General features: G+C 71.5%; 17 protein-coding genes. 6 read left to right on the top strand and 11 right to left on the bottom strand.

What is annotated here, in order from left to right; all coding sequences use genetic code 11:
• Nucleotides 1-4 precede the first annotated feature (4 nt).
• Genes argG through JYJ93_RS30890 form a run of 5 tightly spaced genes read right to left on the bottom strand, consistent with a single transcriptional unit; the run spans nucleotide 5 to nucleotide 5,624 of the window.
• On the bottom strand, nucleotides 5-1,192 hold the full coding sequence (gene argG, locus JYJ93_RS30910) for an argininosuccinate synthase (RefSeq protein WP_206798153.1): 1,188 nt from the start codon (nucleotides 1,190-1,192) through the stop codon (nucleotides 5-7).
• A gap of 40 nt (nucleotides 1,193-1,232) precedes the next feature.
• On the bottom strand, nucleotides 1,233-2,582 hold the full coding sequence (argH, locus tag JYJ93_RS30905) for an argininosuccinate lyase (protein WP_206798152.1): 1,350 nt from the start codon (nucleotides 2,580-2,582) through the stop codon (nucleotides 1,233-1,235).
• Entirely contained in the window at nucleotides 2,575-3,636 is a 1,062-nt protein-coding gene (locus JYJ93_RS30900; RefSeq protein ID WP_206798151.1) for a M20/M25/M40 family metallo-hydrolase, read from the bottom strand. Before JYJ93_RS30900 ends, argH begins: the two co-directional genes overlap by 8 nt.
• Nucleotides 3,633-4,559 (bottom strand): acetylglutamate kinase, encoded by a 927-nt coding sequence (argB, locus tag JYJ93_RS30895; RefSeq protein ID WP_120577889.1) that lies wholly within the window; start codon nucleotides 4,557-4,559, stop codon nucleotides 3,633-3,635. Before argB ends, JYJ93_RS30900 begins: the two co-directional genes overlap by 4 nt.
• A gap of 60 nt (nucleotides 4,560-4,619) precedes the next feature.
• Entirely contained in the window at nucleotides 4,620-5,624 is a 1,005-nt protein-coding gene (locus JYJ93_RS30890; RefSeq protein ID WP_206798150.1) for an N-acetylornithine carbamoyltransferase, read from the bottom strand.
• Between the two features lie 179 nt (nucleotides 5,625-5,803).
• Between JYJ93_RS30890 and JYJ93_RS30885 the strand changes: the two genes are divergently transcribed.
• A complete protein-coding gene (locus JYJ93_RS30885; RefSeq protein WP_206798149.1) occupies nucleotides 5,804-6,223 on the top strand; it encodes an arginine repressor in 420 nt (139 codons plus the stop codon).
• On the opposite strand, the gene JYJ93_RS30880 is transcribed toward JYJ93_RS30885, so the two are convergent.
• Both JYJ93_RS30880 and JYJ93_RS30875 read right to left on the bottom strand, forming a co-directional pair.
• Nucleotides 6,204-6,728 (bottom strand): 2'-5' RNA ligase family protein, encoded by a 525-nt coding sequence (locus JYJ93_RS30880; RefSeq protein ID WP_206798148.1) that lies wholly within the window; start codon nucleotides 6,726-6,728, stop codon nucleotides 6,204-6,206. The two genes, JYJ93_RS30885 and JYJ93_RS30880, sit on opposite strands and share 20 nt — an antisense overlap.
• Nucleotides 6,729-6,773: 45 nt before the next feature.
• Nucleotides 6,774-7,472 (bottom strand): NAD(P)-binding domain-containing protein, encoded by a 699-nt coding sequence (locus tag JYJ93_RS30875; RefSeq protein WP_206798147.1) that lies wholly within the window; start codon nucleotides 7,470-7,472, stop codon nucleotides 6,774-6,776.
• Nucleotides 7,473-7,754: 282 nt separating this feature from the next.
• Between JYJ93_RS30875 and JYJ93_RS30870 the strand changes: the two genes are divergently transcribed.
• From JYJ93_RS30870 to JYJ93_RS30855, 4 genes are all read left to right on the top strand, one after another.
• A complete protein-coding gene (locus JYJ93_RS30870) occupies nucleotides 7,755-8,555 on the top strand; it encodes a sigma factor-like helix-turn-helix DNA-binding protein (RefSeq protein ID WP_206798146.1) in 801 nt (266 codons plus the stop codon).
• Between the two features lie 9 nt (nucleotides 8,556-8,564).
• Nucleotides 8,565-11,855, top strand: coding sequence for a serine/threonine-protein kinase (locus tag JYJ93_RS30865; protein ID WP_206798145.1), 3,291 nt, complete (start codon nucleotides 8,565-8,567; stop codon nucleotides 11,853-11,855).
• A 101-nt stretch (nucleotides 11,856-11,956) separates the two neighbouring features.
• On the top strand, nucleotides 11,957-15,133 hold the full coding sequence (locus tag JYJ93_RS30860) for a tetratricopeptide repeat protein (RefSeq protein ID WP_206798144.1): 3,177 nt from the start codon (nucleotides 11,957-11,959) through the stop codon (nucleotides 15,131-15,133).
• Between the two features lie 38 nt (nucleotides 15,134-15,171).
• Nucleotides 15,172-15,912 carry a glutathione S-transferase C-terminal domain-containing protein gene (locus JYJ93_RS30855; RefSeq protein ID WP_206798143.1) on the top strand — a complete coding sequence of 247 codons (741 nt, stop codon included), beginning with the start codon at nucleotides 15,172-15,174 and terminating at the stop codon, nucleotides 15,910-15,912.
• Between the two features lie 69 nt (nucleotides 15,913-15,981).
• Here the strand turns inward: JYJ93_RS30855 and clpB are convergent, their stop codons facing one another.
• A complete protein-coding gene (gene clpB / locus JYJ93_RS30850) occupies nucleotides 15,982-18,606 on the bottom strand; it encodes an ATP-dependent chaperone ClpB (protein WP_206798142.1) in 2,625 nt (874 codons plus the stop codon).
• 228 nt (nucleotides 18,607-18,834) lie between these two features.
• Between clpB and JYJ93_RS30845 the strand changes: the two genes are divergently transcribed.
• Entirely contained in the window at nucleotides 18,835-19,380 is a 546-nt protein-coding gene (locus tag JYJ93_RS30845) for a hypothetical protein (protein ID WP_240672978.1), read from the top strand.
• Between the two features lie 64 nt (nucleotides 19,381-19,444).
• On the opposite strand, the gene JYJ93_RS30840 is transcribed toward JYJ93_RS30845, so the two are convergent.
• Genes JYJ93_RS30840 through JYJ93_RS30830 form a run of 3 tightly spaced genes read right to left on the bottom strand, consistent with a single transcriptional unit; the run spans nucleotide 19,445 to nucleotide 20,705 of the window.
• Nucleotides 19,445-20,107 (bottom strand): hypothetical protein, encoded by a 663-nt coding sequence (locus JYJ93_RS30840; RefSeq protein WP_206798141.1) that lies wholly within the window; start codon nucleotides 20,105-20,107, stop codon nucleotides 19,445-19,447.
• Nucleotides 20,104-20,415 carry a DUF1844 domain-containing protein gene (locus JYJ93_RS30835; protein WP_120581667.1) on the bottom strand — a complete coding sequence of 104 codons (312 nt, stop codon included), beginning with the start codon at nucleotides 20,413-20,415 and terminating at the stop codon, nucleotides 20,104-20,106. Before JYJ93_RS30835 ends, JYJ93_RS30840 begins: the two co-directional genes overlap by 4 nt.
• Nucleotides 20,412-20,705 carry a hypothetical protein gene (locus JYJ93_RS30830; protein ID WP_206798140.1) on the bottom strand — a complete coding sequence of 98 codons (294 nt, stop codon included), beginning with the start codon at nucleotides 20,703-20,705 and terminating at the stop codon, nucleotides 20,412-20,414. The genes JYJ93_RS30835 and JYJ93_RS30830 overlap by 4 nt, the downstream gene beginning before the upstream one ends.
• Nucleotides 20,706-20,746: the final 41 nt, after the last annotated feature.

Here is a 20,746-nt window from a genome sequence, read left to right as displayed (position 1 = left end):
GTCGTCACTTCGCTTTCTGCGAGAGCATCTGCGCGACGCCGTAGAGCTTGGCGAACCCCGCCGCCTCCGTCCCCGTCCACAACACGTTGGCCTCTCCGTACGTGGCCACTTTCGCGTCCATCAGCGAGTGCGGCGAACGCACGCCTTCCACGACGTGGGCGCGCGGGGTGAGCACCAGCTTCACCTCGCCCGTCACGCGGTCCTGCGAGGAGGCGAGGAACGCCTCCAGGTCCTTCACCACCGGGTCGAAGAAGTGCCCTTCGTGCAAGAGCGACCCGTACAGGTTGCCCACCGTCTCCTTCCAGAAGAGCTGCTTGCCCGACAGCACCAGCTTCTCCAGCTCGCGGTGCGAGGCGATGAGCAGGTGCGCCGCCGGGGCCTCGAAGCCCACGCGGCCCTTGATGCCCAGGATGGTGTCGCCCAGGTGCACGCCCCGGCCGATGCCGTACGGCCGGCCGAGCGCGTTGAGCTTCTCCACCACGTCCACCGCGGACATCGCCTGGCCATCGAGCGCCACCGGCACGCCCTTGTCGAAGGAGATGATCAGCGGCCGGGGCTTCAGGTCGGTGGGGATTTCGCCACCCGGGAAGGCCGCTTCGGGCAGGGTGCTCCACGAGTCCAGCGTCTCGCGGCCACCCACGGACGTGCCCCACATGCCCTCGTTGACGGAGTACGTGCCCGTCTTCGCCGGCATGTGGAAGCCGCGCTCCGCGAGGAAGGAGATCTCCTGCTGACGGGAGAGCGCCAGGTCGCGGATGGGGGTGATGAGCTGCAGTTGCGGCGCGAGCGTGCGGAAGGCCACGTCGAAGCGGACCTGATCATTCCCCGCGCCGGTGCTGCCGTGGGCCACGGCCTGCACGCCCAGCTTCTCCGCCATGCGCACGGCCTCCACGGCCTGGCAGGCGCGCTCGGCGGAGACGCTCAGGGGGTAGAGCTGGCCGCGCAGCACGTTGCCGGCGATGAGGAAGCGCAGGTAGCCCTGGAACAGGGTGTCGCGCGCGTCCACCGTGTGGTGCGCCACCGCGCCCAGCTTCTGGGACAGGGCCTGGATGCGCTCCAACTGCTCGGGCGGGAAGCCGCCCGTGTCCACGGTGACGGTGGTGACGTCCCAGCCCTGCTCGCGCAGGTACACCGTGCAGAAGGCGGTATCGAGGCCGCCGGAGAACGCCAGCACCACGGACTTCTTGCTCATCTTCGGACTCCTGTTGCTGCGAAAGGGGGTGAGGAAGTCTTCAGGGGGCCCAGACGCGCGAAGCGGCCTGTGCCTGCTGTGCGTGGGTGCGCGTGAGCCAGTCGCGCGCATCCGCCAGTTCCTCGCGCGCGGCGGCGAGGCCCAGGTTGCCGGCGCCACCCAGGTGGGTGGCCGTCAGCGCGCCACGGTCCGGCTGGAAGCTGCCGTCGTTGAGCTGACGGCCCACTTCCCGGTACGCGTCGCGGAAGGGCTGGCCCTTCGCCACGAGCGCGTAGGCGTGGTGCGCGGCATAGAGCGTGTCGTCGCACGCCGCGCGCGCCTTCTCCGCGTTCACCTTCAGCGCGGGCACCAGCCGCGACAGCACCTCCAAGAGCGCCTTCGCGCTGGTGAGGGCCTGGAGGGTGGGGCGCTTCAGCAGCTGGAAGTCACGGTGGTAGCTGGAGGGAAGACCGCCGGCCACCGCCTCCACCTGATGCGCAAGGCCCCGCAGCTCGCGGCAGCGGCCCCGGGCCAGCTCCACCACGTCCGGGTTCTTCTTCTGCGGCATGATGGACGAGCCGGTCGTGAAGGCATCCGGCAGGGCCAGGAAGCCGAACTCGTCCATGCTGTAGAGCTGCACGTCCCATAGCCACTTCTCCAGAGTGCCCGCCACCGAGCACGCCCAGGTGAGCAGCGCCGCTTCATGCCGCCCCCGACTGTCCTGCGCGTCGATGGGGCTGCGTTGAACCCGAGTAAAACCGAGCAACCGCGCGACATATTCACGGTCGATGGGCAGCGGAACACCGAAGCCCGCGGCGGCGCCCAGCGGGCAGCGGTCGAGCCGCCCCCACACGCCCTTCAGCGCCTCCAGTTCCTCCAGCAGTCCCTCCGCGAACGCCATGCCCCACAGGCCGAACGTGGACGGCATCGCGCGGCGCAGGTGCGTGTAGCCGGGCAGGGGCAGGTCCGCGTGCGCGTCCGCGAAGTCCAGGAACGTGCCCGCCAGCTCCGCCGTGCGCGCACCCAGCGCGAGCAGTTCCTCGCGCATGAACAGGCGCAGGGCCAGCAGCACCTGGTCGTTTCGCGAGCGCGCCAAGTGGATGCGCTTGCCCGCCTCGCCGGTGCGCTCCACGAGCGCGGCCTCCAGCGCGGTGTGGCCGTCCTCCTGCTCCGGGCGGATGGTGAAGCGGCCCGCGCGCGCCTCGTCGTGGAGCGCGTGCAGGGCGCCTACGAGCGACGTGGCGGCCTCCGGCGCGAGCAGCCCGACGTGCGCGAGCATGCGCGCGTGCGCGGCGCTGCCCAGCGCGTCGTGCGGCACGAGCGACAGGTCCACCACGGGGTCGTCGCCCACGGTGAAGGCGTGGATGGCCGCGTCCAGCGGCTGGCCCTTGCCCCACAATGTCTCAGCCACGCGACACCTCCCCGGCATAGCCGTGCAGCAGTCGTCGATAGAACGCGAGCCCCGCCTCCAGCTCAGCGCGCGTGAGGTACTCGTTCGCCTGGTGGCTCCGGAGCGTGTCGCCCGGGCCCACCTTCACCGCCGGGATGTCCCCCAGGAACGCCCAGTCGGACGTGGTGCTGGAGCCCACCGTGTCCTGGCCCGACGCCACCACCGCCGCGCGCACCAGCGGGTGCGACGCGTCCGTGCCCTTGGGCAGGTAGCGCGCGGAGTGCACCACCACCTCGCTCTCCAGCGCCTGGCCCACGTCCTCCGCCACCTTCGCGTGGTCCATGCCCGGCGTGGTGCGCAGGTCCACGAAGAACTCGCACCGGTCGGGCACCTGGTTGCGCGCCAGGCCTCCGGACACCTGCGTCACCTGCGCCCGCGCCTCACCCAGCAGCGGGTGCGCGGGGAAGCGCAGCGCGGACACGGCCTGGATGTCCCGGGCCGCCTTGAGGATGGCGTTGTCCAGATTGCCCGTGTGCGCGTGCGCCACGTGGCCGCTCTTGCCGTGCGCCACGCAACGGAGCAGCAGCATGCCCCGCTGCGCCGTGCAGGGCTTGAGCGACGTGGGCTCTCCCACGATGGCGGCGTCCAGCGGCCCCAGCGTGGGCAGCAGCGGCCCCAGCCCCTTGCCGCCCGTCTCCTCCTCGGCGGTGAGCGCGAAGACGCACTCCACACCCTTCGGCGCGCCTTCTTCGAGGAGCGCCTTCGCGGTGAGGAGCATGGCGGTGACGCAGCCCTTGGCGTCGTTGGCGCCCAGGCCGTAGAGCGTGTCGTCCTTCCACACGGCCTCGTGCGGCTCCGTGGTCCACCCGGCGCACGGCTTCACCGTGTCCAGGTGCGAGTTGACGAGGAGGCGCTTCGGTCCGCTGCCCACGCTGAACCACACGTTGTGGCCCTGGCGGTGCACGCGGGCACCCCAGGACTCCGCATGGCCCGCGACGAGGTCCGCGATGCGGGCCTCGTCGCCGGAGACGCTGGGCGTGGCGACCAGCGCGGTGAGCAGCTCGGCGGGGTTCAACCCTTGGCCTCGCCGTGCTTCACCGGGTGCTCGCGCACGACCATGGTGCCGCTGCCCTCGTTGGTGAAGACCTCCTCCAACAGGGCATCGGACTGCTTGCCGCTCACCAGGTGCACGCTGCCCACGCCGCCCACCAGCGCATGGCGCATGGCGTGCGCCTTGGGACGCATGCCGCCCGTGAGCCGGCCTTCGGCCTCCAGCGAGGCCAGGTCCGACAGCGTGGCCAGCGAGATGAGCGACGACGGATCGGAGACGTCCTTGAGGAGCCCCGGCACCTCCACCATGAAGAAGAGCTTCTCCGCGTGCAGCGCCGCCGCCAGGGCCGCCGCCACCGTGTCCGCGTTGGTGTTGTACACGGCGCCGTCCTGGCCGCCCGACAGCGGGGCGATGACGGGCACGTAGTCCGCGCTTCGCAGGTGCTCCACGACGCGCGTGTCCACGGACTCGATGTCGCCCACGAGGCCGTAGTCCACCATGCGGCCCTGCGTCTCGCCGGGCTCCGTCACCAGCACGGGCGGGCGCTTGCGCGCCTTGATGAGGCCCGCGTCCACGCCGGACAGGCCCACCGCGGGCACGCCCGCGGCCTGGAGGTCCGCGAGCAGGTCCGTGTGCAGCTTGCCCGCCAGCACCATCTTCGCCGCGTCCAGCACGGGCGCGGAGGTGATGCGGCGGCCGGCCACCTTCTCGATGGGCAGGTGCAGGGCGTCACAGAGCGCGTCCAACTCCGGACCGCCGCCGTGCACCACGACGGGGCGGATGGAGAAGGCCCACAGCAGGGCGATCTGCTCGCACGCCGTCTTGCGGGTGCGAGGGTCCGTCAGCACGGCTCCGCCCAGCTTCACCACGAAGGTCTTGCTGCGGAACTGCTTCACGTACTTCGCCGCGTTGCGAAGGGCGGCGTACGGGTCGGGAGACAAGGGCACGGTGGACCTCTGGAAAGTCGAAAGGGGACGAAGAAGGGTGGGGCGGCGGGCTGCTACGGCTCAGCCGCCGCGCATCCAGGCCAGGAGGGCGCGCTGCACGTGGTAGCGGTTGCCCGCCTCGTCCACGACGCGGCTGCTCGAGTGGTCCAGCACCTCGTCGGCGACCTCCACGTTGCGGCGCACGGGCAGGCAGTGCAGGAAGGCCGCGTCCTTCGAGGCCTTCGCCATGTGCCGGCGCGTGGGCATCCAGCCCGAGTACGACGCGAGCAGCGCCGCCACGTCCGTGGGCGTGCTCGCCGTCTGGGCGGTGGGGCCCCAGGACTTCGCGTACACGGCGCGGCTGCCCACCAGCGCCTCGTCCTGGTCGTGCGTGTACGTGATGCTGCCGCCGGTGGCCTTGGCGTACGCCTCCGCCTCCGCGCGCACGGCCGGGTGCAGGTCGAAGCCCGGCGGATGCGCCACGCGCACCTCGCAGCCCGCGGCCGCCGCGGACAGGAGGAAGGAGTTGGGCACGGCCTTGGGCAGCGGCTTGATGTGCGGCGCCCAGGTGAGCGTCACCGGCAGCTTCTTCGTGGTGCCGAACGTCTCTCGCAGGGTGAGGGCGTCCGCCAGGCCCTGGCAGGGGTGCTCGCGCGCGGACTCCATGCTCACCACCGGCACGGTGGCCCACTTGCGGAAGGCGTTGATGACGGGGTCGGCCTCGTCCTCCTCGTCACCGCCACCCTGGGAGAAGGTGCGGATGCCGAGCATGTCCACGAAGCGCGACAGGACGGGCGACGCCTCCTTGATGTGCTCCGCGCGGTCCGCGTTCATCACCGCGCCGGGCCGGTCCTCCAGCTTCCACACGCCAGAGCCCACGTCGAGCACGATGGCGTGCCCGCCCGCGCGCAGCATCACCGCCTCGAAGGACGTGCGCGTGCGCAGGGACGGGTTGAAGAACACCATGCCCAGGAGCTGCCCCGGGAAGATGTGGCCCGGATCCTTCTGCTTCCACGCGGCCGCCTGCGAGAGGACCGCCTCGACGCCTTCCGGGCCCAGGTCCTGGATGCGGGTGACATGCTTCATGGGCTTCGTGCTCCCCCGGCCGCGCCGGATGGTGGAGACTGCTGAATATGCATCCGAATTCGTGCATATTCGTTGAGGAGGCGCGGATATTATGCAGAACGGCGCAGCGCGCAAGAACATTCACTGGGATTTTTCATGCGCCTTGCGCGCGTATTCAGCCGCATGCATGGTGAACGTGAATGAACCTGGACGACGCCATCCTTGAGCTCATCTCCCGGCAGGACGTTCCGGATCAGTTCGTCCTGCAGTCGCTGCTCGAAGAGGCGGGGCACACGCCCAGCCAGTCCACGCTGTCGCGGCGGCTGAAGAAGCTGAGCGTGGCGAAGGTGAACGGGCGCTATCAGCGCGCGGAGCCGCCAGCGGCGCCCGTGCCGCTCGCGCCGTCGGTGACCATCATCGAAGCGCCGCCCAACATGCTGGTGCTGAAGACGGCGCCCGGCTACGCGCAGATCTTCGGGCTGGCGCTGGACCGCGAGGAGCTGGAGGGTCTGGCGGGCACGGTGGCGGGGGACGACACCATCTTCATCGCGGTGAGGGATCCGTCGTACCTGCGCGACGTGCGCGAGGCGGTGGAGGAGCTCATCCAGCGCGGCCCGTGAACGGGAAGCGGCGCACGGACTCCCACGGGCCGCCGAGGTAGCGCCAGAGCAGCAGCGCGGGGCCGTGCGAGTCGAAGGCGGCCCATTCCGCGCCCAGTTCCACGAGCGCGGCCTTCGCCTCCTCCACGGTGGCCTTGTTCATCAGCGTGACGTGGGGCCGGAAGGGCTGACGGTCCTGCGGCGTGAGCCACTCCACGTAGGCGCGGGACAGCTCGCGGTGCACGGGCACGAGGCCGGGCGCATCTACGTCCACCGCCATGCCGCGTCCCAGGCTCCGCAACTTCGTGAAGCGCAAGCCCGGCGCGGGTCGCTCGGTGACGACCTCGAGCGCGGCCTCCACGGCGTCCTGCTCCTGCGCGGGCAGGTGGTGGAAGAGGGAGACGTGCGCCGGGATGAGGTTTCGCTCGGGCGGGAAGTAGCGGCGGCGCAGGCCGTCCAGGCGCGCGAACGCTTCCGGCTCCAGTTCGACGGTGACGAGCAGCGGGGCTTCGGAGAGGGCGGCCATGCGGAGCCCACCTTCCGTCCGAAGCCCCAGGGGCACAAGAGGGGCCTACTTCTGCGACGCGAAGTACGCCCGCAGCGAGTCGTCGGCCTGCTTGCGGTACTCCGGCAGGCGGCTGCGCTCCGCCTCGGCGAGGGCCTTCTTCACGCCCGGCGCGTCGAAGTCGTGGGTGTAGACGGGGGTGCCGGGCTGCTGGCGCCAGGAGTCGGCGAGGCCGCCCGCGTCGATGGCGTCGAAGCCCAGTTCCTCCACCAGCTTGAGCACCTTCGCGCGGTGCTCGGGCGGATCCCCCGCGACCGGCAGCGCCACGCGTCCGGGCGTGCCCTTGGGCTTGCCCTTCTCCGCGAGGCTCTGGGCGTAGATGTTGTTGAAGGCCTTGATGACCGGACGGCCGAGGAGCTTCGAGACCCACTCACTCTCCACGGTGCCCTTCTCCAGCTCCGGGATGCTGCCGTCGCGCACGGGGTAGTAGTTGCCCGTGTCGATGACCACGACGTCCTTGGGCACGTTCGCGAAGAGGCCCTTGGGCAGGTCCGGCACGGCCTTCTGGGGGATGGTCACGACGACGACCTCGCCCGCCTTCGCCGCCTCTTCGACCGTGACGGCCTTCGCGCCCGTCTCCTTCGCCAGGTCACGCAGGGTGTCCGGCCCGCGTGAGTTCGCGATGGACACTTCATGGCCCAGCTTTGTCCAGTGCCGCACCAGTGCTCCGCCAATGAACCCCGCGCCAATGATTCCGATCTTCATGTCGTCCTCCACCGGGAAGTGAGTCCCACGACTGCACGCGCCGGTCGGATGCCTGACCTTTTTCCGCGGTGCGCGGGACCTGGTGGGTTTTCCCCGAGGCCCCCGAGCGGGGAGGCTCGGGGAGGGCCTTCCGCAGGGGCAGACCCTTTCGCTAGCATTCCTGCTTAGCCGGTCCTTGGGGGCCCGGCTGTTGCCATGGCGAACAATCCATCCGAGCTGGTCGCGGCATTCCGGGGGGCCGCGCGACCCCTGACCTCCGAGGAGGAGGCGGGGCTCCCGGCCATGCTGGCCTCCATCCTGGAGCGCTGTGCGGCGGCGTGGCCCGGCCTCCAGTTGGAGCCTGGACCCTTCGTCGCGCACCTGGGCCGGCATACGGCCTCGGGTGAGCCGCTCGCGCAGGCCCTGTCCGCGCTGCACTGTGAAGACCTGTACCTGGCGCTCGCGGCGCTGGATGGACAGCGGGCCGCGCTGGATGCGCTGGAGTCGGCCGTGCTGGTGCCGGCGGGGCGAGCGGTGCGCCGCGTGGAGAACTCGGACGCGTTCGTGGACGAGGTGCTCCAGCTCACGCGCTTGCGGCTCCTGGTGGAGGAGGGCGGCCGTGCGCCGCGCCTCACGGAGTACGCGGGCCGGGGACCCCTGCGGCGGTGGACGGAGGCCGTGGCGCTGGGCATCGCGCTGGCGCTCAAGCGCAAGCCGGAGCGGAGCACGCCGCTGGATGACGCGCTCATCGCCGCGGACCTGGGCGCGGCGGATCCGGAGCTGGAGCACATCCGCCACCGCTACCGTCCCGCCTTCCGCGCCGCCTTCGTGGAGGCGCTGGCCTCGCTCTCGCCGCGCGACCGCAACCTGCTGCGCATGGGCCTGGTGCAGGGCCTGGGCGTGGAGTCGCTGGGGGCGCTGCACCAGGTGCATGCCTCCACGGTGTCGCGGTGGATGGCGAAGGCACGCGAGGCGCTCCTGGTGCACACGCGTCAGGGCCTGGCCCGGCGGCTCGCGCTCAACACCTCCCAGTTGGACAGTCTGCTGCGCGTGCTCGACGGCAGCCTGGAGCTCAGCCTCGCGTCCCTGCTGAAGGAAGGGTGAGTCCATCCCATGCCCGAGTCCACTCCCCACCTCGACGAGGTCGAGCTGCTCGACCTCGCGGACGGCATCCCGTCACAGTCCCTGCGCGAGCGCGCGGAAACCCACCTGGACGCCTGCGCGTCCTGTCGCGAAGCTCTGGCGGACTTTTTGCGCGTGCGCGCCGTGCCCGCGCCGGACGTGCACGCCGCGCGCACCGCGGTGATGCTGTCGGAGCCGCTGACCCGCTCCGTCAAGCCTCGCATCCCCCAGGTGGCGCAGGGGACGCTTCTGGGGCGCTACGTGGTGCTGGATCGGCTGGGCGCGGGAGGCATGGGCGTCGTCCATGCGGCGTATGACCCCAGCCTCGACCGGCGCATTGGCCTGAAGCTGCTGCGCGCGCCGCCCGCCACGGGGAACTCGCAGGGCCAGACGGAGCAGCTCTTGCGCGAGGCCCAGGCCGCCGCGCGCACCCGCCACCCGCATGTCGTCGCGGTGCACGACGTGGGGACGTTCGGGGACGTGGTCTTCATCGCGATGGAGCTGGTGGACGGCGGCACGCTGCGCCAGCACCTGCGCGAGGCCCCCCGGCCGTGGCGTGAGGTCGTGCGGCTGTATCTCCAAGCGGGCAGGGGGCTCGCGGCGGCGCACGCGGCGGGCGTGGTGCACCGGGACTTCAAGCCGGACAACGTGCTCGTGGACAAGGAGGGCCGCGCCCGCGTGACGGACTTCGGCCTGGCCCGCCTGGAATCCGCCGAGGAAGCCGCCGCCGCGCTGGGGCCCGGCAGGACCGCGTCGCCGAAGGGCGCCGCGGAAGATGCCGTGTCCGCGAAGGGCGTTCCGGGCGAGGCCTTGTCGCCAAAGGGCACCGCGGAAGATGCCGTGTCCGCGAAGGGCACCCCGGATGAGGCCTTGTCGCCGAAGGGCGTCCCGGGCGAGGCCTTGTCGCCGAAGGCCGTCCCGGCGGAGGTCGGCTCTCCGAGGGGGGCCCCGCGGGTCACCAGTGTCGCGGGCACGCCGGGATACATCGCGCCGGAGGTGCTCACGGGCGCCCCCGCGGACGCGCGGTCGGATCAGTACGCCTTCTGCGTCTCGTTGTACGAAGGGCTGCACGGCCGGCGCCCCGCCGCTCCGGACGCGGGCGGCCCGGTGAACCTGGGAGCTCTCCCTCGCGCCGTGCACGCGCTCCTCGTGCGCGGGCTGTCGCCGGAGCCGGGCGCCCGCCATCCCTCCATGAGGGTCCTGCTCGACGCGCTGGAGCGGGCGGCCTTCCCGCGCATCAGTGCGAAGGTCGCGACCGCTGGAGTGGGCGTGGGTCTGGCCGTGGTCGCGGCCACGGTGTTCGCGCTGAGGGGCCCTTCTCCCTGCGCGGATGAGCCGTCGCGGCTCGCCAGCGTCTGGGACGCGGACCGCGGCGCGGCGCTGCTCAAGGCCTTCCAGGCCACGGGCGCGCCGGGCGCGGTGGCCGCGCACGAGGCCACGGCCCGCGCGTTGGATGCGTACGCCTCCGCCTGGCATCATGGCCGCCGCGAGGCGTGCGAAGCCACGCGGGGACGCGGCGGCCAGTCAGAAGCCGTGATGGACCTGCGCATGAACTGCCTGGAGCGCCGCCGCCGCGAACTGGGCGCGCTCACGGACGTGCTGCTCGCCACGGACAAGGACCGTGTCCCCGCCGCTCCGGAAACGGTGCAGGCCCTGAGCCCGCTGTCGCGCTGCGCGGATGTGGAGGCGCTTTCGCAGCCAGTGCCCCCGCCAGAGCGGCCGGAGGTCGCCGCGCGGGTGAAGGCCGTGTTCGCGAAGCTGGACGACGCTCGCGCCCGGCTCAACGCGGACCGCTGGCAGGAGGCCGTGGACCGCGTGGCGCCCCTGGTCACCGAGGCGGAGGCGCTGGGCTACAAGCCGCTGCTGGGCGAGGCGCTGCTCATCCAGGGAGAAGCCCGCGCCTTCCTGCGCGACGAGGCCGCCGCCTCGACGTTGCGCCGCGCGATGCTGGCGTCGCTCGCGGGCCGTGACGACCTGCATGCCACCGAGGCCGTGGTGCATCAGGTGTTCATCGACGGGGAAGTCGCCCAGCGTCCGGAGCTGGCGAAGGTCCACGCGGAGGAGGCCCAGGCGCTCCTGGAGCGCTCTGGCGGCAATCTGGAAATGCAGGCCCGGCTGCTGACGTTCCAGGCCTCGTCGCTCGTGCAGCAGTCCCGGCCCGCGGACGCGCTTCCGCTCCTTGAGCAGTCCCTGACCCTCCAGGAGCGGCTGTCCGGCGGCGACTCGCCCCGCGTCGCGCGCGAGCTGTTGCTCAAGGCCACGGCGCTTCGCCAGATGGGGCGGTCCGAAGAGTCCCTCGCGGCCGGTGCGCGGGCCCAGGCGTTGCTGGAGAAGGCCTACGGTCCGGACCACCCGAAGGTCGCGATGGTGCTCAACAACCGCGGCTCCACGCTCGTCGGCATGGGCCGCTACCAGGAGGCGCAGGCTGCCTTCCAGGAGAGCCTCATCCGCTACGAGCGCATGTACGGGCCCGGCCAGCCGTTGCGCTACGTCACCGGCCTGCGCGCCAACCTGGGCGCGGTGGCCTTCACCATGGGCCGCTACGACGAGGCCGAGCGCCTGCAACGCGAGGCCCTGAAGCTCTACCAGGAGCAGTTCCCGCCGGGCTCCCCCTACCGCGTCCGCACGGGCAACAACCTGTCGCTGGTCCTCACGAACCAGGGCCGCATGCAGGAGGCGCTCAAGCTCCTCCAGGAAATGGAGGCGGAGCGCGAGGCTGCCACCGTGGACGGCCGCAAGGATCCGGTGTTCGCCACGACGCAGATGCTCTCCACGGAGGTGCACCTGCGCATGGGCCAGCCCGACCGCGCCGTTGCCTCCGCGAAGCGCGCGGTGGCGCTGCTGCGCGAGATGGGCGCGGAGGGCCAGTTGGTGGATGCCCTGCGCAACCTGACCGGCGCGCTCACCCGCGCGGAGCACTTCACCGAGGCCTGGCGCACGGGACAGGAGGCGCTCGCGCTGCACCACAAGCTCGCCGGCGCGGACGCGGCGCCCCCGCCGGACCTGGGCCAGGTGTTGGGCGAGTTGTCGATGGAGCGCGGCGACGCCGCGGGCGCCTGCCAGTGGTTGAACGACGCGCTGGCGCAGTGGGAGAAGACAGAGGCCACGCCGTTGGAGCTGGCCGTCATCCGCTTCACCCTGGCGCGGGCCCTGCGCATGGCCCACCGCGAGCCGGAGCGGACCCGCGCGCTCGTCACCGCCGCCCGCGACGCCGTCCTGCCCACCTCCGAGCCTCGGCTGCTCAAGCTCTCCGAACTGGACGCGTTCCTGCGCGCGCCTTGATGTGCGTGACGCCACGGCCGCCAGGGTCCCGCTCCCGATGAGGACCCACGTCGGACCTCCACCGCTCCGCGTCCCTGCTGAAGGAAGGGTGAGTCCATCCCATGCCCGAGTCCACTCCCCACCTCGACGAGGTCGAGCTGCTCGACCTCGCGGACGGCATCCCGTCACAGTCCCTGCGCGAGCGCGCCGAAGCCCACCTGGACGCCTGCGCGTCCTGCCGCGAGGCCCTGGCGGACTTCCTGCGCGTGCGCGCCGCCCCCGCGCCGGATGTGCACGCCGCGCGCACCGCGGTGATGCTTTCGGAACCGCACACGGGCTCCGTCCGGCCCCGCATCCCCCAGGTGGCGCAGGGGACGCTGCTGGGGCGCTACGTGGTGCTGGAGCGGCTGGGCGCGGGGGGCATGGGCGTCGTCCATGCGGCGTATGACCCGAGCCTCGACCGGCGCATTGGCCTGAAGCTGCTGCGCGCGCCGCCCGCCACGGGCGGTTCGCGGGGAATGACGGAGCAGCTCTTGCGCGAGGCCCAGGCCGCCGCGCGCACGCGCCACCCGCATGTCGTCACGGTGCACGACGTGGGGACGTTCGGGGACGTGGTCTTCATCGCGATGGAGTTGGTGGACGGCGGCACGCTGCGCCAGCACCTGCGTGAGGCCACGCGGCACTGGCGCGACGTGGTGCGGCTGTATCTTCAAGCGGGCAGGGGGCTCGCGGCGGCGCACGCGGCGGGCGTGGTGCACCGGGACTTCAAGCCGGACAACGTCCTCGTGGACAAGGAAGGCCGCGCCCGCGTGACGGACTTCGGCCTGGCCCGCCTGGAGTCCACCGGGGAAGGGGACAGCACCGCGCGGCGCCTCGGTGAGGGCGGGTCACCGGAAGGAGCGCCCGCGCTGGCTTCGGGGGAAGGCGCCTCTCCGGTCCCGGGCATGGCCCCGTCGCCGAAGGCGGCCCCGCGGGTCACCCACGTCGCGGGCACGCCCGGGTACATCGCGCCGGAGGTCTTCACGGGCGCTCCCGCGGACGCGCGGTCGGATCAGTACGCCTTCTGCGTGTCGCTGTACGAAGGGCTGCATGGCCACAAGCCCTCCTCCTCCGAGGTGGGAGGCCTGGCGAACCGCGGCAACGCCCCGCGCGCCGTGCACGCGCTCATCGTGCGGGGACTGTCGCCGGAGCCGGGCGCCCGCCATCCCTCCATGACGGCCCTGCTCGACGCGCTGGAGCGGGCGGCCTTCCCTCGCACCGGCGCGAAGGTGGTGGCCGCGGGCGTGGGCGCGGGCCTGCTCGCCATCGCGGCCGTGGTGGTGGTGGCCCAGGGGCCGTCGCCCTGCGCGGACGACCCCACGCGCCTCCAGGGCGTCTGGGACGCGGACCGCGGGGCGGCGCTGCGTCAGGCCTTCGAGGCCTCGGGCGCGCCGGATGCCGTCGCCGTCTTCGAGACGACCTCCCGCGCGCTGGACGCCTTCGCCTCCGCCTGGCACGCCAGCCGCCGCGAGGCATGCGTGGCCACGCACGAGCACGGAACCCAGTCCGAGGCCATGCTGGACCTCCGGATGAACTGCCTGGAGCGCCGCCGCCGCGAGCTGACCTCGCTCACGGAGGTGCTCCTCGCCGCGGACCGGGTGGGCGTCGCCAGTGCCCCGGAGGCCGCCCAGGCGCTCAGCCCGCTGTCGCGCTGCGCGGACGTGGAGGCCCTTTCCCAGCCCGTGCCCCCGCCGGAGCGGCCGGAGGTCGCCGTCCGCGTGAAGGCCGCGTACGCGAAGCTGGACGACGCTCGCGCCCGGCTCAACGCGGACCGCTGGCAGGACGCCGTGGACCGCGTCGCCCCCATCGTGAAGGAGGCGGAGGCGCTGGACTACAAGCCGCTGCTGGGCGAGGCGCTGCTCATCGAGGGCCAGGCCCGCGCCTTCCTGCGCGACGATGTCGCGACCCCGGTGCTGCGCCGCGCGATGCTGACGTCGCTGTCGGGGCGGGACGACCTGCGTGCCGCCGAGGCGGCGGTGTTCCAGGTCTTCGTCGATGGCGAGGTGGCGAACCGTCCTGAACAGGCGAAGGCCCACGCCGAGGAGGCCCGGGCCATCCTGGAGCGCTCTGGCGGCAACGTGGACCTGGAGGCGCAGTTGCTCGTCCACGAGGGCAATTCCCTTGCGCGGCAGCGCTCGACGGAGGCACAGGCGCTGCTCCAGCAGGCGCTGGCGCTGCAGGAGCGACTGTATGGGCGCGACTCGCCCCGGCTCGACCGCGTGCTGCTCGCGATGGCGTCCGCCCAGCGGGGCATGGGGCGCATGGAGGAGTCGCTCGCAACGCTCCATCGCGTCCAGCGCGTGCTGGAGAAAGCCTACGGCCCGGACCACCCGAAGGTCGCCGTCCTGCTCACCAACCTGGGGGGAACCTTGTTGGAGATGCAGCGCTTCGAGGAGGCGCGGGAGGTCTTTCTGGAGAGCCTCCACCGCAATGAGCGCATCTACGGCTCCGACCCACCGCTGCGCCACGTCGGCGGCTTGAAGATGAACCTGGGCGTGCTGGCCTTTCGACTGGGGCAGCATGATGAGGCCGAGCGGCGCATGACGGAGGCCCGTTCCGCCTACATGAAGCTGTATCCCAAGGGCTCCCTCTTCCGCATCCGCGCGGGCTCCAACCTGTCCGTCGTGCTCCTGGACCGCGGCCGGGTCACCGAGGCCATGGCGCTGCTGGACGCGGTGCAGGAGGAGGTCGAGACGGCGCAGGCCGACGGCCGCAGTGATCCGATGTTCGCGATGGTCCCCGCCAACCAGGCCATGTGCTACCTGCGCCTGGGGCAGCCGGAGCGCGCCGTCGAGGCGGCGAGGCGCGGCGTGGAACTCGTGCGGCGGATGAACGCGGAGACCAAGCTGGGCGAGGCGCTGCGGATGCTGGCCCTCACGCTCATCCGGGCGAAGCGCCTCAACGAAGCCCGGGAGGTGGCGCGCGAGGCCCTGGCCTTGTTCCACAAGCTCGCGGGTGAAGAGGCCCGGCCCCCCGTGGAGTTGGAGGAGATGCTGGGCGAATTGGCCCTGGAGCGGGGAGAGAACGAAGAGGCCCTCCGGTGGACGGAGCGCGCCCTGGAGGCCTGGACCCTGGCGGCGGCACCGCCCGTGGACATGGCCAACACCCGCTTCGTCCTGGCCCGCGCGCTGCGCCGGGCCCACCGGGACCCCGAGCGCGCGAGAGCGCTCGCCACGGCCGCCCGCGACGCAATGCTCCCCATCCCCGAGCCCCGCCCCCTGAGCCTCAAGGCGCTGGACGCGTTCCTGCGCGAACACTGAAGGCCCGCTCCACCGGGGCTGCTAGGGTCCCGCTCCCTATGCGAATCCTCGTCGGACTGACCTCGTCGGGCTGGACGGAGAAGGCCCGGTGGGCGTTGGACCACCACCGCGTCGCCTACCGCTACCAGGACTACGTCCCCCTCATCCAGGAGCGCTGGCTGCGCAAGCAGGTGGCGCCCGGCGTGAAGCCCTCCGTGCCGCTGCTCGTGGATCCGCCCAACCCGGCCACGCACGGCTCGTTCTCCATCGCGAAGCACGCGGAAGCCGTGGGGCAGGGCCGCCCGCTCTTCCCGGCCGCGCAGGCGGACGCCATCACCGCGTGGAACGACACCAGCGAACACGTGCTGGACCTGGCGCGCGCCTACGCCATGCCGCGCATGCTGACGAACGCCCGCGCCCAGGCGGAGATGCTGCCGAAGTTCATCCCCGGCTGGCTGCGCCCGGTGTTCGCGCCCTCCGCGCGCCTGGGCATGCGCTTCGTGGTGAAGAAGCACCAGGTGGCGGACACCTCGCCGGAGGCCATTGAGGCCGCCGTGGCCCCCTCCTACGAGAAGCTGCGCGCCGCGCTGGGCGGCCGGCCCTACTTGCTGGGCGAGGGCCTCACCTACGCGGACATCACCGCCGCGGTGATGCTCGTGCTCCTGGTGCCGCCCGCGGACCGGCACCTGCCCATGGGGGCGGGCACGCGCGAGGTGTGGACCCATCCGGGGCTCGCCGCCCGCTTCCCGGACCTGCTCGCGTGGCGCGACGCGCTCTACGACAAGCACCGCCGCACCTGAAAACACCTCGGGCCGCCTCCCGGTGAGGGAAGGCGGCCCGCCGTGTGAATCACCGGTGCGTGGAGCCGGCTACCCGGCCTGCTTCACGCCCTTCGCGTTGTCCACCAGCACCTTGGCGAAGGTGAGCCCGTCGGGGCCCGCGTCCGCCTGGATGTGCTCGCCCGGCGCGAACTCGCCGTTCAGCACCTTGAGCGCGAGCGGATCCAGCAGGTACTTCTGCACCGCGCGCTTCAGCGGCCGGGCGCCGTACGTGGGGTCGTAGCCCCGCTCCGCCAACAGCTCCCGCGCGCTGTCCGTCAAATCCAGCGTGAGGCGCTTGGCCTGGAGCAGCTTCTGGAGCCGGCCCAGCTGGATGTCCACGATGCGGTAGATGTCCTTCTTGCGCAGCGGCTCGAAGACGACGATTTCGTCCACGCGGTTGAGGAACTCCGGCCGGAAGTGGCCGCGCAGCGCTTCCATCACCTCGCCGCGCGTCTTCTCGTTGAGCGTGTCCGTGCCCGCCATGCCCTCCTGGATGGCCTGCGAGCCGATGTTCGACGTGAGGATGAGCACCGTGTTGCGGAAGTCCACCGTGCGGCCCTGGCTGTCCGTCACCCGGCCCTCGTCGAGGATCTGGAGCAGGATGTTGAACACGTCGTGGTGGGCCTTCTCGATTTCGTCGAAGAGCACCACCGTGTACGGCCTGCGGCGCACGGCCTCCGTCAGCTGGCCGCCCTCCTCGTAGCCCACGTAGCCCGGGGGCGCGCCCACCAGGCGCGACACCGCGTGCTTCTCCATGTACTCGGACATGTCGATGCGGACCATGGCCGTGTCGTCATCGAAGAGGAACTCCGCCAGCGCCTTCGCCGTCTCCGTCTTGCCCACGCCCGTGGGGCCCAGGAAGATGAACGAGCCGATGGGGCGGTTCGGGTCCTGCAGCCCGCTGCGCGCGCGGCGCACGGCGTTGGACACGGCTTCAATGGCGCTGCGCTGGCCAATCACGCGGTCCGCGAGCCGGTCCTCCATCTTGACCAGCTTCTGCATCTCGCCCTCCATCAGCTTGGAGACCGGGATGCCCGTCCACTTGGCCACCACGGAGGCGATGTCCTCGGAGTCCACCTCCTCCTTGAGGAACTTCTGGTTCTTCTGCAGCTCCGCCAGCTTCGCGTTCTGCGCCGCGACCTCCTTCTCCAGCGAGGGGATGACGCCGAACTTCAGCTCCGCCGCGCGGTTCAGGTCGCCCTGGCGCTCGGCCGCGGCCTGGTCGTTGCGCGCCTTCTCCTGCTTCTCCTTGAGCGAGCGCAGGGCCGCGATGGCCTTCTTCTCCTCGTCCCAGTGGGCCTTGAGCGAGTTGAACTTCTCGTTCAGGTTCGCGAGCTCCTTCTCGATGGTGGCCAGGCGCTCACGCGAGTGCGGGTCCGTCTCCTTGCGCAGGCCCTCGCGCTCGATTTCGAGCTGCGTCACCTTGCGGCGGATGTCGTCGATCTCCGTGGGCATGGAGTCGATCTCGATGCGCAGGCGGCTGGAGGCTTCATCGACCAGGTCGATGGCCTTGTCCGGCAGGAAGCGGTCCGCGATGTACCGGTGGCTGAGCGTGGCCGCCGCGACCAGCGCGGAGTCCTGGATGCGCACGCCGTGGTGCACCTCGTAGCGCTCCTTCAGGCCGCGCAGGATGCTGATGGTGTCGTGCACCGAGGGCTCGCCCACGAACACCGGCTGGAAGCGGCGCTCCAGCGCGGCGTCCTTTTCGATGTGCTTGCGGTACTCGTCCAGCGTCGTCGCGCCAATGCAGTGCAGCTCGCCGCGCGCGAGCGCCGGCTTGAGCATGTTGCCCGCGTCCATGGCGCCCTCGGCCTTCCCGGCGCCCACGAGCGTGTGCATCTCGTCGATGAAGAGGATGATCTCACCCGACGCGTCCGCGACCTCCTTGAGGACCGCCTTGAGGCGCTCCTCGAACTCGCCGCGGTACTTGGCGCCGGCCACCATGGCGCCCAGGTCCAGGGTGATGAGGCGCTTGTTCTTCAAGCCCTCCGGCACGTCGCCGTCCACGATGCGGCGGGCCAGGCCCTCGGCGATGGCCGTCTTGCCCACGCCCGGCTCACCGATGAGGACCGGGTTGTTCTTGGTGCGGCGGCTGAGCACTTGGATGCAGCGGCGGATCTCCTCGTCGCGGCCGATGACGGGGTCCAGCTTGCCGCTGCGCGCGGCCTCCGTGAGGTCGCGGCCGTACTTCTCCAGCGCCTGGTAGGTGGACTCCGCGTCCGCGCTCGTCACGCGCGAGGAGCCCCGGACCTCCTTGAGGCCCGCCTGCACGCGCTCGCGCGTCACGCCGGAGGACTTCATGGCCTCGCCGACGGCGCCCTTGTCCTGGGTCAGCGCGAGCAGCAGGTGTTCGGAGGAGGTGAACTCGTCCTTCAGCGCCTTGGCCTCGTCCTCGGCCTTGTCGAAGGTCTTCATCAGGCGCTGGCTGAGCATGGCGCTCTCGCCGCCCTGGATGCGCGGGAGCTTCTGGAGCGCTTCGCCCAGACGGCCCGCGAACAGCTTCACGTCCACGCCAATCTTGCGCAGCAGGGGGTCGACGATGCCGTCCTTCTGCCCCAGCAGCGCCGCGGCGAGGTGCTCCGGCTCGTAGTGGGGATTGTCGGCCCGGCGGGCCAGGGACTGACCCTCCTGGATCGCCTCCTGCGCCTTCACCGTATATTTGTCGAGTCGCATGAACTCAACGTAAGGGCCGGGGACCCCTTGGCAAGGCGACACTGCCCGTATGCCCTGCGTTTTCCCCGGAATACTTTGAGCCGCTGGAAGCAGCCGGGTAATCGTGGTGGCGAAGTTGCCAGGGGGTGGGGGGGTCGGTTATAGGCGGCGCCCATCCTCGGGGGCTTCACTCTGGACGCGCACGGCGGCTATCTCGTTCGACTCGACACCTTCTCCGGGTTGGCGCTCGTGCGTCTGGCCCGGGAGGCCCTGTCGATGGACAGCGTGCTGGCCGCCACGGCGCTGCGCGTCACCATCAACCGCCGCCGCAAGGTGGTGCGCCTGGCCTTCCTGGGGCCCTTCTCGCAAGGAAGGCAGGGCGCCCACTGGTACGCGGCGCACCATGCCCTGGCCCGCCTCCTATCCGCCGCCGCCAACGCCACCGTGCACGCCTACGTGTACGACGCGGACGAGGGCGAGGAAGTCATCGCCTACGGCAATGGCCGCCGGGTGGGTGGAGAGAAGGTGGTGTACGAGGACGCGGAGCTGCCGTGTCCCCTGGAGGAGCTGGATGACGAGGCCTTCGCCCGGCTCCAGTCCCGCTGGCCCATGGGGCACCTGGCGTACGTGTTCGGCCTGACGCGGGACGAACTGCTGCGCATCCCCCAGGCCCCGCTGGCCCGCGTGCTGCCGCTGGAGGGCACGGCCGCCGTCTCGGAGGCGGACGCGATGGCCGCCCTGGAGGCGCTGCTGCTGGGGCCCGCGCTGCCCCGCGCGGAGACGGACGCGGGCTGAAGGCAGCACGGACTGCCTGCTCGCGCCGCGCCGCGTCAGCCCCGTTCGGACTTCCGGGGCTGCTTCAAGGGTCCTCGGTCGGCCCGTCGAGCGTGACGATGGCGTCGCGCACGCCCTCGCTGCGGAAGTACTGGGCGAGCACCGCGAAGCCACCGGCGACGAGCACCGTGGGCACCACCGCGGTGAGGGTCATCAGGGACGGCACGAGCGCGTAGAGCTGCTGCGCCGTGGCCGGGTCCTGGAACTCCGGCAGGCCCTTGAGTCCCTCCACCATGGCCTGGCTGGTGTGGCGGGCCACGACGGTCCACTGGGCCCCGTCGATGGTGCGCATCAGCGCGGCGAAGATGCCCGCGCCGCCCAGCAGCTGCCGGAAGCCGTCCCGGGGGATGCCGTCCGGGGAGCGCAGCATGCGGCTGGAGGCGAAGAAGAGCAGGGTGCAGGCCACCGTCAGCCCGGTCAGCACCAGGGCGCGGGACTCGCGCATGGGGGAGAGCGCGGACAGCTGCGCCTCCATGATGGCCTGGGTGACGGCGGGGTCCTTGCCCAGGAGGGAAAGGGTGGGGGTGTGCTCGCGCTGCGCTTCGCGGTGGGCCTCGAAGTTCATCATGACGGAGGCCTCGCTGCAGGCGAGGAACCCCGTCAGGGTAGAGAGCATCAGGCACAGCCCGGCGGCGATGCGCACACCCCGGGGCAACCCCCCCGGGCGGGTGACTTCAGGAGGCTTCACTTCCGGCTTGCCTCCACGTAGCGCATGCGAAGGTCGGACAGGAGGTTGTCCACCAGCTTCTCCTCCTCCGCGGTGAGGTTGCCGCGCGTCTTCTCGCGGAGCATCGCCAGGAGGTCCAGGTTCTGCCGGGCCGAGGGCAAGTCCTTCTCCAGGCGGCCCGTCTCCGGGTTCGGCGCCCCACCCAGGTGGATGAGGACGGCGGAACCCAGCCCGACGATGAAGGTGCTGAACGACAGGGACTCCTCGGAGGCGGGGCTCGCATCCCCCGTCATCACGAAGGTCTCACCCCGCTTCTCCGAAGGGCTCATTCGGACGCCTTGTCCTCTTCGTCGGCCGGCTCGTCGGCGTCGTCGGACTCGTCCGCTTCGTCCTCGTCGGAGGCGTCGTCGTCCATGTCGTCCGTGTCGTCGTCGTCCTCGTCATCGAAGTCGTCGTCGATGTCGCCGTCCATCTGCGTGTCGATGGGGACGGCCTTGTCGGCCACGTCCGGCAGCTCCTCGAGGTGCTTCTTGTAGGCGTCCTCGTCCACCTGGCCGCTGCGCTGGTAGCGCTCGGCGGTGCGCTTGTCGAGGTGCTTCGGGTTGATGCCTTCGGCCATGATTCAAATCCTCGGAATTGCTTGGAAAACAGCGCGGCACC

It is taken from the genome of Corallococcus sp. NCSPR001 (assembly GCF_017309135.1).
Lineage (GTDB): Bacteria > Myxococcota > Myxococcia > Myxococcales > Myxococcaceae > Corallococcus.
Note: the sequence above shows the minus strand (reverse complement) of the source record. Positions and strands in the feature narration are given on the sequence as shown.